General features: G+C 47.5%; 10 protein-coding genes and 1 pseudogene. 3 read left to right on the top strand and 8 right to left on the bottom strand.

Annotated features, from left to right (window positions below):
* Positions 1–41: 41 nt before the first annotated feature.
* Both WM46_RS02670 and WM46_RS02665 read right to left on the bottom strand, forming a co-directional pair.
* Positions 42–650, bottom strand: a complete 609-nt coding sequence (locus WM46_RS02670; protein WP_102601337.1) for a hypothetical protein — start codon at positions 648–650, stop codon at positions 42–44.
* Positions 647–1,081 carry a hypothetical protein gene (locus WM46_RS02665; RefSeq protein ID WP_187394434.1) on the bottom strand — a complete coding sequence of 145 codons (435 nt, stop codon included), beginning with the start codon at positions 1,079–1,081 and terminating at the stop codon, positions 647–649. The genes WM46_RS02670 and WM46_RS02665 overlap by 4 nt, the downstream gene beginning before the upstream one ends.
* Before the next feature lie 750 nt (positions 1,082–1,831).
* Between WM46_RS02665 and rcnB the strand changes: the two genes are divergently transcribed.
* Positions 1,832–2,158, top strand: a complete 327-nt coding sequence (gene rcnB, locus WM46_RS02660) for a Ni(II)/Co(II) efflux transporter accessory subunit RcnB (protein ID WP_061074681.1) — start codon at positions 1,832–1,834, stop codon at positions 2,156–2,158.
* Positions 2,159–2,233: 75 nt separating this feature from the next.
* Here the strand turns inward: rcnB and WM46_RS02655 are convergent, their stop codons facing one another.
* From WM46_RS02655 to apbC, 6 genes and pseudogenes are all read right to left on the bottom strand, one after another.
* Entirely contained in the window at positions 2,234–3,265 is a 1,032-nt protein-coding gene (locus WM46_RS02655; protein ID WP_262360443.1) for a putative fimbrial-like adhesin protein, read from the bottom strand.
* Between the two features lie 14 nt (positions 3,266–3,279).
* Positions 3,280–5,768: pseudogene (locus WM46_RS02650) on the bottom strand (fimbrial biogenesis outer membrane usher protein).
* A 13-nt stretch (positions 5,769–5,781) separates the two neighbouring features.
* The gene (locus WM46_RS02645) at positions 5,782–6,465 is read right to left on the bottom strand and encodes a fimbria/pilus periplasmic chaperone (protein WP_102601336.1); all 684 of its coding nucleotides are present in this window, start codon (positions 6,463–6,465) and stop codon (positions 5,782–5,784) included.
* Positions 6,466–6,524: 59 nt separating this feature from the next.
* On the bottom strand, positions 6,525–7,070 hold the full coding sequence (gene yehD, locus WM46_RS02640; protein WP_102601335.1) for a fimbrial protein YehD: 546 nt from the start codon (positions 7,068–7,070) through the stop codon (positions 6,525–6,527).
* 294 nt (positions 7,071–7,364) lie between these two features.
* Positions 7,365–7,649 (bottom strand): DUF2574 family protein, encoded by a 285-nt coding sequence (locus WM46_RS02635; protein WP_102601334.1) that lies wholly within the window; start codon positions 7,647–7,649, stop codon positions 7,365–7,367.
* Positions 7,650–7,922: 273 nt separating this feature from the next.
* Positions 7,923–9,032: an iron-sulfur cluster carrier protein ApbC gene (gene apbC / locus WM46_RS02630; RefSeq protein ID WP_061074682.1), complete on the bottom strand. Its 1,110-nt coding sequence runs from the start codon at positions 9,030–9,032 to the stop codon at positions 7,923–7,925.
* Between the two features lie 165 nt (positions 9,033–9,197).
* Here apbC and metG point away from each other — a divergent pair, with 165 nt between their 5' ends.
* Positions 9,198–11,231: a methionine--tRNA ligase gene (gene metG / locus WM46_RS02625; protein WP_061074683.1), complete on the top strand. Its 2,034-nt coding sequence runs from the start codon at positions 9,198–9,200 to the stop codon at positions 11,229–11,231.
* 203 nt (positions 11,232–11,434) lie between these two features.
* Positions 11,435–11,893, top strand: coding sequence for a YehR family lipoprotein (locus WM46_RS02620; protein ID WP_043000154.1), 459 nt, complete (start codon positions 11,435–11,437; stop codon positions 11,891–11,893).
* Positions 11,894–11,929 lie beyond the last annotated feature (36 nt).

Genomic DNA, 11,929 nt, shown 5'->3' with positions numbered 1-11,929 from the left:
AACCCTTTCGCTACTCTGCATTTACCTTTTCAGCCTGAACATTAATAGTGAAAACCGCCACCCGCACGGCCGCCGCCAATATGATCGCCGCCGCCTAAGCCATGCGCGCTATGTGAATTCGCCGCATTATTGCTACCATTTCCGGTGCCATGCTCTGTGTGACTGGCCCCTGCAGAACGAGAATTTCCGCCTTTAGCTGTCGGGCCAAATGCACTATTAAAAGCAACCGCTACCTGCGCATGCTTTGGCAACGATCCCGCAGGCACCAGACCATGCGATGTTTGCACCAGTGCTGTTGGTTTCAGACTCCCTGCAGCCACATTAATCGTATTTTTCCCCGTGCCAATGGCACCAATTACATTAGCTTTGGCCATCGCCTCGTCGTGGGCTTTTATCGCGTTAGCAAGATCATCCTCTGCCGCCTTTAAATTCGAGAAGGCCTGCGACTGAAATGCGCCTGCGCGATTTGACGCATCTGCCCAACTTGACACACTCCCTTTACCATAATTCGCTTGCGCGGCGACGACATCTCCTTTTGCCGCGTCAACCATTCGTTGGGCATGAGCAACGGCTTGTTGTGCCTCTGCAATCTCAGAAGCACCTGCAGAAAAGGACGTCAGCAGAATAAGTCCTAAAAGCGTATTTCTCATTTCGCCCACCCCAGCATCTGACGCTGATCGTTCAGCACGGCTAACCGCCCGTTGGTATACACGACAAAATAATGTAAACCTTGCTGATAGATTGTCGCTTTATCCGCTTTCTCATCGACGGCGGCCGGAACACCATCAATATCTAACCCTGTACTCACCTTTTTAATTTCCATGCCTTCAAAGTGATATACCGTTTTTTTCTTTGCCGCCTGAGCATATTGCTTTACCGCTTTACGCGCATTGGCATATGCGTTTTGCTCCGCGTTATTGATCATCATCTGTTGATGAGACTGTTCAACCTGATAACAGACATCACGACTCACGCCTTTGGCTTCGCAGCGTGCGAGGCGCTGTTCTTCCGATACACAGCCAGACAAAATACTGCTCGCAAGGAGCATATAAACGATTTTTTTCACACTTAACACGTTCATCACTGCCATCACCATCATTAATTAACAAAATAATACAAACCTGCCTGAACAGGCAGATTTATTAATATATCAATATTTGATTTGCAGAATATTTATACTATTTCTTTCTGTCAATATCGTTATACCTTCCGGGTTCTGGAAAAAACGTTTAATCGACAACATTAAGAATAATCCTATCTAAATGTTTTTTCTTTGATTCTTACATTAGCAATCAATTAACGATGCAAATACAAAAAACCAATGTCATCAATCGTTTCGAGGCATGCAATTTAAATAAGATTAAATTCATGATCTTTATCAATATGTAAGGGTTTTGGCTAAATCATAGTTTGGGTTCAAATCTATTTATATGTTGACATTAATAATTTGTTATAAATAAAAATGATAATCACCTGAGTCCTTTATGCATATTTTTAAATGAAATCTATTATGTCGAAATTTATCATTCTTCATGTCTGCCTGAATCTCCTTATGATACTGGTGGGTTTTACGGCAGGGGTCATGTACGCCGAACGCTTGCGTTTCTGCATCTGGGGTCACTGATATTTGTTGTCAGCGGTCCAAAAATGTTCGAACGACCCATCATTTTTAGCCGAATTCTTCTATAGTGCAGTGTCAGTCGAGAAAAAGTATTTACATTTTTTACGAATTTTTCGGGAATCTAACAAACCCGCGCTTGTCAGTTATCATGAAGGCCGGGAAAGATACACGACTGATTTTGAGGGTCCTAACAGTGGAGAGCGTAGAAGTATGAAGAATAAATTGGTGATAGGCGCGCTGCTGCTCGCATCCAGCGCGGTCTGGGCCGCACCAGCTACAGCCGTCCCCGCGAAGGGGATTGATCAGTATGAACTCAGTGGCTTCATCGCTGACTTCACCCACTTCAAGCCTGGCGATACGGTGCCAGAGATGTATCGCACTGACGAGTACACCATTAAGCAGTGGAATCTGCGTAATTTACCTGCGCCAGATGCCGGGACGCACTGGACCTACATGGGCGGCGCATACGTGCTGATCAATGATGCTGACGGTAAAATTATTAAAGCCTACGACGGCGAGATTTTCTATCACCGTTGAGATTCACCCCCTCAGGCTGAGGGGGAATCCAACGCTTACTTTATCATTAAGGTCATCAGGATAACCCCGGCACAGTCAGTCATACTTCACGTAAATTAGCGCGGTGGCGCTGAGGTTACCCGGTTTTACTTTACTCTTGTCATACACGTAATAACTGGCAAGGATGGGAATGCTCACTGTATTGCTGCTCACCACGTCTCCTGGCTTATCAACTTTCCATAACAGGGTGGCGCCACCTTGTTCAGTCACACTGGATATATTGACGACTTGATTATTGTTCTCCAGGGTAAACCCAACGCCATTGTCTTTATTACCACGAAGAATAAAACCGCTTCCCGCTAATAGATCGCTGCTGGAGAGATAAACGACCATTTTACGCGACGTCTGCTTACGGTCACCAAAAAGATTATCACATTGCAATCGAATATTTTCGCTCGCGTTTTTGCGGGCGACCTTTCCGTTAACAGTCAGTTCAGAAAGCGCAATATCAGGCAATGTAATATTCAAATCCTCTGGTTTGCAGGTCGTTTGCTTCCTGTTGTAGGTTACACGCAAATTCGAAGAATAAAATCCGCCGTCCTTTGCCAGCGAGTTATGGTAGCTGGTTATGCAGGGTTCCCATGATTTACCTGACAGCAAGCAAACCACTAAGGTGAAGAATGCGGAACTCTGAGACGTCGCTGTGGCGCTGGAAAGCGAAGCGACATCTTTGATATAGACGCTGTTCCCGGAACCCGCCGAAATGTTCACAGACGCGCCACTGTTTGCAGGCGAAACATCGACTCTATAACCCGCTGAAAAGTCACCTTTCCCAGCGGATAAACTCACCTCGGAACTATTTAACCACGTCACTTTCAATGCTAGCTTTACGGTATCATTATATAACCCAACGACAATATCCGATGTTTTTAACGGGGTAATAGTATTCGTTCCCGCGCAAGTCAGATCGTTAAACTGGTGATTATAGGACTCTGACTGTGAAGGATTTATAGCAAAATCTTCTCGGAGAGTGAGTGTATCCTCATAAGAGAGACTTCCTTTACATCCAGCATAAGAGGCAGGTAGCACCGTCATCAGAATCATTAAAAGCCAAAAATTAATTTTCAAAACAGTGTCCGTCATTATCGACAAATATAAACTTTACTTTCATCAATCATTTTCCCAAAGGTGATTGAGCATGAAAGCCCTTTTTCTTTATCTACCGCTACGCTGATTTTCGGCGGCATTTCATTCAGACGGATAAAAAGCTGGCTTCCCTGCCCCACAACGCCCACATTGTTCCCATGGATATCATTCACTTCATAGCCAAAGATTAAGGGCGAGCCATCCGGGCGTTGGGCTTTAATAAACCACGGCTTACGCTGATCGGTATCAAAACGTACCAGCAAAACCGCACCACGATAAGGCGAAGTAATTTTACGGTTGCCACGAAGCTCGGTTTCACTGTCGCTTTGCGAAACATCGAGCAGCAGGTGATTTTCACGATAGGGTGTCAGACTATCGTAAACGACGGTTCCGTTGGCATTCGTCGTCCGATATTTTTGTCCATTAACGTAGGCGCCTTCCAGACCCGGCGCTTGCATAATGGCAAACGTATCCGACAGTCGATTCGATAAATTCACACCACCAGACCACAGCACCACGCCTCCAGAAAGACTGCCGCCAGCCTGATTATATTGTGTCGACTGACTGTAATTGCCATTAATAGCGGCGATTGGGGTATTCCAGGTGACGTTTCCCCCATGGCCGTTTCATTATCCTGCCGTTGGTGGTTCAGGTTAACACCATAAATAAATTGATCGCGATCGCCTGCCGTTCCGTTTAAACCGATATTATTTGAAGTCAGTCCATTCTCATCAAACGTGGTTGAATTGGACATGTTCAGGTAACGATGCGGCGTGGTAATACCGTCTCCCCAGTCAAATGGGATAGAAAAAAACAGGTTAAACCGTTTATCTTCATGATGGTCTTCGTCGTAAGTCTGACTGGCTGAAAACGTATAACTAATCCGCTGCCAGCTATTCGAATAACTGAGCTGATAATCTTCACTATTGCCGCTTCGCCCCCAGTAATCTCGCCACAGTGAACTCAATGAAACCGAACCCCATCCTTCTGGCAAAGGCTGACTGATATTTGCCGAGAAAGTATTTTTACGCCCAAAATCGTTTTGATAATAATCAACGACATCGTAAACGTCGTTCTCATCACGATGATAACTGTTTTTGTTATTCGCCCAGACGTGATCGTTGAATGTCCGATAGCCACGCGATGAAAAGCGATATGCCGCTAGCCCAAAACGGGTCGCGGTTTGCGCCACATATTTGTTATAGGCGAGCTGGTAACTCTGACCATTGAATACGTCGCCGCTGTCCTGTTTACTGTGCGACTGGGTGGCATCCACAGAAATCGCACCGATGCGCGTATTCCATCCGGTTCCTAAGGTGAACGCATTGTAGTGATTAGAAAACAGAGTGCCGCCAAACAACGTCAGCACATTGTTTAATCCGTACTGATAACTGGCCTGCGCAAAATCGGACTGGTTTGTAGCCCCTTCGATATGGCTGCGCCCGGCCGCAAAATCATATTTTGAAACCCCCGGCTGTAACATGTTAGGGACGGAAGCATACGGTACCAGATAGGTGGTGACTGAACCGTCCGCTTCACGTATCGTCACATCCAGATCGGTCCCGCCTCCTGCCAGTTGCATATCAGCAATCGAGAATGGTCCCGGTGGAACTTCTTTTTGATAAACGATAAAACCATTCTGCTCGATAGTAACCAACGCATTACTCTGCGCGATCCCCTGCACTCGCGGCGTAAAATTTTGCTTTGAGTTTGGTAACATTTGCATATCGCGAAACAGGCGAACACCGCTAAATCGTACCGAAGAGAAGATATCCGGTGACGTATACATATCCCCGGCGCGCAATGTACCAAGGATGCGCGCCAGACCACGTTCCAGATACAGCGTATTGCTTTTCCACTCCCCCTGGCTGGCATCGGCTTTATTAAAGCTGGTATCCGCATGCGCCTGCCATCCCAGTAGGTTCAATCCGCTATTAAACCGGACATAAGTGCTCTTGTTACTTCCTGAACGTCGATCATCGCTGTAATACTGACTCACATAATATGACGTATAGAAGGCGTTAATTCCGCGTTCCCAATTCTCAGGTAAAACGTAACCCGACTCCACTTCGCTAACATAGGCCTGCGGGACACTCAGATCTAAACGGAAAATGCCTATGTCAAACATATAACTTCCGCTGCGGATCGCACTCTTTAAGGTAATACAACGGGCAGGTATCTGGGGTTTCAGATCGTCGGTGATAACACCGAGGTTATGCAAAATATCGTCAGAAAGACAAACATCATCGGGTTCATCATCAACGGTGATCTCATATCTGCCTCGCCACTGTTTGTTGACGTAAATATCCAGTTCATACTGACCCGGTAGTGGTTTACTTTCATCAAGACTAAAATTTGAAACCTTCTGATCTTTTGCGCCTCCCATCATGAAATGGGTATCGAATGTTTCTGTCGCTGTAGCGTGAAGTTGATGAGAAAATAAAGAAAATAATATAATAGATGCAACAGGGGTCATCCGCGGCATAATTAACTCCTGCTTATTTCACACTCATTTTACTGCTAATGTAATTACCGCTATCATCAATAATAGTTAATTCATATTGTCTTTCAACAGCAGACGTCGTATTGATGGTCTGCGTAGAAAACGGTTCCAGCAGGAGTGCTTTATCATTTATCTTTACCGTTCCTGCATTAATATCGGCAACCGTAATCCAGTTTGCCGTGTCATTCTTCAAAGCCAGAGTCCTGCCGGTAGCAGATAAGCCTAACTGTCGAAAGCTGTCTTCGCTAACAGCAGAAATGCCTTTTGGCCGCCAGATCAGTTTTATCCTGTTTTGCATGGCAAACTTAAGCATGTTTTTACCTGTCGATTCCGCGCTATTTGGCGGAATATCCAGGACATTCAAATAAAACAGACTTTCTCTATTTTCTGGTAATACATTGGCTACTTTTTTAATTTTAAGCTGCTGCCCGGAGCTGGCAGGGACACGCACTACCGGTGGGGTTAACATAAAAGGAACATGGATTTTCTCCGGTGGTAGTGACGTATCACCGTCATCAATCCACGCTTGTACAAGCGAAGCACTACTGCCTTCATTCATTAATTGCACAACCACTTCTTTTTTCTCTGCCGGATAAATGACTCGAGTACCATAAATGATAATGCCTGCGTGGGCAGGGAGAATCATGGCAGATAATAATACTGCAACCAGACGTTTCATATTTATTTGCGCGACCTTACTCACCAGGAACCGGCGGCGAACACCGCCGGTGTCATATATCAGTCTGTCACGACCGTCAACGTCAACGTTGAACTTACACTACCTGCTGTAACATCATTCGTACCCAGACGGGCATAACGGGCGAAGAAATTGAGCTCATATTCATCATTCGCATTTTTAACAAGATCAAGATCCATTTTCCCGGCAGGGTCAATTTGTTTACTGTCATTACCATAATAAACCGCAAAACCCACCCCTTTTGCATCACCATTATTAAACGTAATTTTTTTATCACCAAATTGACTGGCCGAGAAAGTTACCCGCGGCGTGTTATTCCCTTGACATTTAATTCTCAACGGTTGCTGAGTCCCATTAACTACGGGAGTATAAATCTGACCATCATCTAAATCACTTAGTTTATCCATGCCTATTTCATTCAGGCTGATCTCAGCGGTATTTGAGTCAATAAACTGACATGTCGTCCCAACCACTCTGCCGTTAATTTTCAGTACGCCGGAATCAGAGTTTCCCCCTGATGCAGCAACGGCACTTGCGCTGATAATAAAAGATGAAAGAACAGCGATGGCCATAATTGAACGCTTCATAGTATTTTCCTGATTTGAATTATTTCTATTTGATAAGAAAAGGCTTATCTCGGGGCGTAAATTCTCACAGACAGTACGTTACCGCAATGTAACCGCATTGTTTTATTGATTTAACGCAAATTTAATAATGCAATATAGGCCAAGTAAATAAAAGGAGAAATAATTATTTTCAACAGTGATTGAATTTAGTTAATTACTGTACAGCAATATATAAGATAGGAATAAAAATACCGAAATCATTCACGATGATGATTTCGGTTAAAAGAAAGTCTGTTTAATCAAACCGCCGTCTGATTAATCGTAACGATTAAGTACAATCTGTCGGGTCGTATCGCCGGGAAGATGGGTGATTTCGGTCGTTACGCCCTTTGCGGATGGGAGGATTTTTGCATCCTGCGTATTAAACGAAGAGAGAGTATCACCACAACGCTGCTGCAACTGACTGTTAACGACGTCGGTACTGCACGTTGGCAGCGCCACTCTACCGTTGATAGTTAATGTTGCGGTATCGGAAGAAAAAGCAGAGGAACTCATTCCGTAAGCCAAAACTATGATTCCTGACAGCAGATAATTCTTCATATCGCGTGCAATCCCTGTAGTAAAAATAGTTACAGCGCAGTACGTCTGCCTGTAAAGTATGGTCACGACTCCATTGCCATACCAATAGAAATAATAAATTAATCGTGCCGGAATGAGCAATTTAAATGGTGAGTTTTGCTGTTTTTTTAAGAAAAACGCCAACGTTATTCAGTGGCGCTACATAATTCAGAGAGTGTTATTTAAATTAGATATTCACCACATCAATATAAAATCAATGCGGTGAATAGAGATAATAAAACCGTTTAGCCGAAATCAGACAGCGCGAAAGGCAATTTCGCCTGGGATGACTTCACCCTGCCAGTAAAGCTGCGCGGCAACACGTCCCGCCAGTTCGCGATACATTACGGTGAAATCACTGTCCGGACGGCTGACAACGGTTGGCGTACCGCGATCGAGATCTTCACGCAGACTGATATGCAGCGGCATTTGCCCCAACAGTTGCGTGTGATACTGCTCCGCCAGTTTCTGCGCGCCGCCGGTACCAAAGATCGGCTCATGATGACCGCAGTTGCTGCAGATATGCATGCTCATGTTTTCGACAATGCCCAGAACCGGCACCTCGACTTTTTCAAACATGACGATGCCTTTTTTAGCGTCGATCAGCGCGATGTCCTGCGGCGTGGTGACCACCACGGCTCCCGTGACCGGAATGTTTTGCGCCAGAGTCAGCTGAATGTCACCGGTACCCGGCGGCATATCCAGCACGAGGTAATCCAGATCCGGCCACAGCGTCTCTTGTAGCATCTGCAACAGCGCTTTACTGGCCATCGGCCCACGCCACACCATCGCATTATCATCAGTGACCAGATAACCGATAGAGTTTGTCGCCAGCCCGTGAGACATGATCGGCGCCATGTGGGTACCATCCGGCGAGGTTGGGCGCTGGTTTTCCGCACCCAGCATGGTTGGGATCGACGGACCATAAATGTCGGCGTCCAGAATCCCCACTTTCGCCCCTTCTGCCGCCAACGCCAGCGCCAGGTTTACCGCAGTCGACGATTTACCGACGCCGCCTTTGCCGGAACTGACGGCGATAATGTTCTTCACGCCGTTCACGCCCGGCTGATTTTTCACGCGCTTCAGGGTGGCGATGTTGTGAGAAAGCTTCCAGTCGATCGCCTTCGCCCCGGTGATCCGCAGCAGATCAGCGCTACATTGCTCTTTTAACACCTCAAATGCACTGTGCCAGACGAACGGCATGACCAGTTCAACGTGCAGCGTGTCATCCATCCAGGCGACGTGGTGCAACGCCTTCAGCGTTGTCAGGTTATGCTTCAGGGTGGGGTGCTGAAAATTCGCCAGCGTCCCGGCGACCATGGCGCGCAGGGTTTCTGGTGATTTGGCCTGGGATTGTGCGTTCATCCCGACTCCTTTTTGTTGTTCTGAAAAGGTCAATTGTAGTGAGGTAGTGTACTCCAGCGGTAACAATTATTCATTTGTGGTTTGATGCCCTTAATTCTTGGCGTAGTTATTCCCTTTCAGGTAACATCAGAACCCCCTTTCAACAGAGAAGAAGTAACACCTACTATGACTCAAGTCGCGAAGAAAATTCTGGTAACGTGCGCGCTGCCGTACGCCAACGGCTCAATCCACCTCGGCCATATGCTGGAGCACATCCAGGCTGATGTCTGGGTCCGTTACCAGCGAATGCGCGGCCACGAGGTTAACTTCATCTGCGCCGACGACGCCCACGGCACGCCAATCATGCTGAAAGCACAACAGCTTGGCATCACCCCGGAGCAGATGATTGGTGAAATGAGTCAGGAGCATCAGACGGATTTCGCCGGGTTCAACATCAGCTATGACAACTACCACTCCACGCACAGCGACGAGAACCGGGAGTTGTCTGAGCTCATTTATACCCGTCTGAAAGAGAACGGTTTTATTAAGAACCGTACCATTTCTCAGCTCTACGATCCGGAAAAAGGCATGTTCCTGCCGGATCGTTTTGTGAAAGGCACCTGCCCGAAATGTAAATCACCGGATCAATACGGCGACAACTGCGAAGTGTGCGGCGCGACCTACAGCCCGACGGAGCTGATTGAGCCGAAGTCCGTGGTCTCTGGCGCGACGCCGGTGATGCGTGATTCCGAACACTTCTTCTTTGACCTGCCCTCTTTTAGCGAAATGCTGCAGGCGTGGACCCGTAGCGGCGCGTTGCAGGAGCAGGTGGCGAACAAAATGCAGGAATGGTTTGAATCCGGCCTGCAGCAGTGGGATATCTCCCGCGATGCCCCATACTTTGGTTTTGAAATCCCGAATGCGCCAGGCAAATATTTCTATGTCTGGCTGGATGCGCCAATCGGCTACATGGGCTCTTTCAAAAACCTGTGCGATAAGCGCGGCGATACCGTCAGCTTTGACGAATACTGGAAGAAAGAGTCAACTGCCGAACTGTATCACTTCATCGGCAAAGATATCGTTTACTTCCACAGCCTGTTCTGGCCAGCCATGCTGGAAGGCAGCAACTTCCGTAAACCGACGAACCTGTTCGTGCATGGTTATGTCACGGTCAACGGCGCGAAGATGTCCAAATCCCGCGGCACGTTTATTAAGGCCAGCACCTGGCTGAACCATTTTGATGCCGATAGCCTGCGTTACTACTACACCGCGAAGCTTTCTTCGCGCATTGATGATATCGACCTGAATCTGGAAGACTTCGTCCAGCGCGTTAACGCCGATATCGTCAACAAGGTGGTGAACCTCGCCTCCCGTAACGCTGGCTTTATTAACAAACGTTTCGATGGCGTACTGGCGGCTGAACTGGCTGACCCTGCGCTGTATAAAACCTTTACCGATGCAGCGGCTGTCATTGGCGAGGCGTGGGAAAGTCGTGAGTTCGGCAAAGCGATCCGTGAAATCATGGCGCTGGCGGATGTCGCGAACCGCTACGTTGACGAACAGGCTCCGTGGGTGGTGGCGAAACAGGAAGGTCGCGACGCCGATCTGCAGGCGATCTGCTCGATGGGCATCAACTTGTTCCGCGTGCTGATGACGTACCTGAAACCGGTACTGCCGACGCTGAGCGAGCGCGTTGAAGCATTCCTGAACACCGAACTGCGCTGGGAGGCTATCGCGCAACCGCTTCTGGGCCATAAGGTCAATACTTTCAAAGCTCTGTATAACCGTATCGATATGAAGCAGGTGGAAGCGCTGGTGGAAGCCTCTAAAGAAGAGGTGAAAGCCATGGCGGCTCCGGTAACCGGCCCGCTGGCGGACTTCCCCATTCAGGAAACCATTACCTTTGACGATTTCGCTAAAGTCGATCTGCGCGTAGCGTTGATTGAAAACGCTGAATTCGTTGATGGCTCGGACAAGTTGCTGCGCCTGACGCTGGATCTGGGCGGCGAGAAGCGTAACGTCTTCTCCGGCATTCGCTCTGCTTATCCGGACCCACAGGTGCTGATTGGTCGTCATACGGTCATGGTGGCAAACCTGGCGCCGCGTAAAATGCGCTTCGGTATCTCAGAAGGGATGGTGATGGCCGCCGGTCCAGGCGGGAAAGACATCTTCCTGCTGACCCCGGATGAAGGCGCGAAGCCAGGACACCAGGTTAAATAAGCCTCTCTAAAGCGCCGCACTCGCGGCGCTTTTTCTTCCGCGACAGGTCAATTCAGACAATAGCTCGCGTAATTTCAGATTTTTCAACAATCATTTTCAGACATATCCAGTAGCCATTTCTCCCCGTCCTGCCTTACTTCTGGTATACATACCCTGCAAGGTTTATTTTTGAGCACCAGACGTTTAATAAAATGGAGTTTTACATGAAAGCATTAAATACGTTTTTTTCTGTCGTTTTCGCGTCAGTTCTCGTTTTCTCTCTCGCTGGATGTGGCGACAAGGAAGAAAGCAAAACATTCAAAGCAGACGTCAATGGCACTGAGATCGTAATGACCTATACCTACAAGGGTGACAAAGTCATTAAGCAGACCTCAGAGAACAAAATCAACTATGCCTCTATCGGGGTAAAAACCAAAGAAGATGCGGCGAAGATCCTGGATCCGATCAGCGAAAAATATCAAAACATTCCCGGCGTGGAAGAGAAGCTGACCTATAAGGACGGCTACGCGGAAGAAACCGTTTCTGTTGACATGGAAAAAGTTGACTTTAAAAAGCTGCAGGGCGTGATGGGCACGCAATTTTCGGGTGACCCGAGCAATGGTATCAGCATGAAGCAGAGCCAGAAAATGCTGGAAACCGCTGGCTTTAAAGAAGTGAAATAATCAAACAACGACGACCTGGCATCCGGCCGGGTCGTC

Source organism: Citrobacter freundii complex sp. CFNIH2 (genome assembly GCF_002880615.1).
Lineage (GTDB): Bacteria > Pseudomonadota > Gammaproteobacteria > Enterobacterales > Enterobacteriaceae > Citrobacter_A > Citrobacter_A amalonaticus_F.
Note: the sequence above shows the minus strand (reverse complement) of the source record. Positions and strands in the feature narration are given on the sequence as shown.

Bases quoted from the DNA above. Each gene is read 5' to 3' on its own strand.
- WM46_RS02670 (WP_102601337.1), bottom strand. From the start codon at position 650: ATGAGAAATACGCTTTTAGGACTTATTCTGCTGACGTCCTTTTCTGCA.
- WM46_RS02665 (WP_187394434.1), bottom strand. From the start codon at position 1,081: ATGAACGTGTTAAGTGTGAAAAAAATCGTTTATATGCTCCTTGCGAGC.
- rcnB (WP_061074681.1), top strand. From the start codon at position 1,832: ATGAAGAATAAATTGGTGATAGGCGCGCTGCTGCTCGCATCCAGCGCG.
- WM46_RS02645 (WP_102601336.1), bottom strand. From the start codon at position 6,465: ATGAAACGTCTGGTTGCAGTATTATTATCTGCCATGATTCTCCCTGCC.
- yehD (WP_102601335.1), bottom strand. From the start codon at position 7,070: ATGAAGCGTTCAATTATGGCCATCGCTGTTCTTTCATCTTTTATTATC.
- WM46_RS02635 (WP_102601334.1), bottom strand. From the start codon at position 7,649: ATGAAGAATTATCTGCTGTCAGGAATCATAGTTTTGGCTTACGGAATG.
- apbC (WP_061074682.1), bottom strand. From the start codon at position 9,032: ATGAACGCACAATCCCAGGCCAAATCACCAGAAACCCTGCGCGCCATG.
- metG (WP_061074683.1), top strand. From the start codon at position 9,198: ATGACTCAAGTCGCGAAGAAAATTCTGGTAACGTGCGCGCTGCCGTAC.
- WM46_RS02620 (WP_043000154.1), top strand. From the start codon at position 11,435: ATGAAAGCATTAAATACGTTTTTTTCTGTCGTTTTCGCGTCAGTTCTC.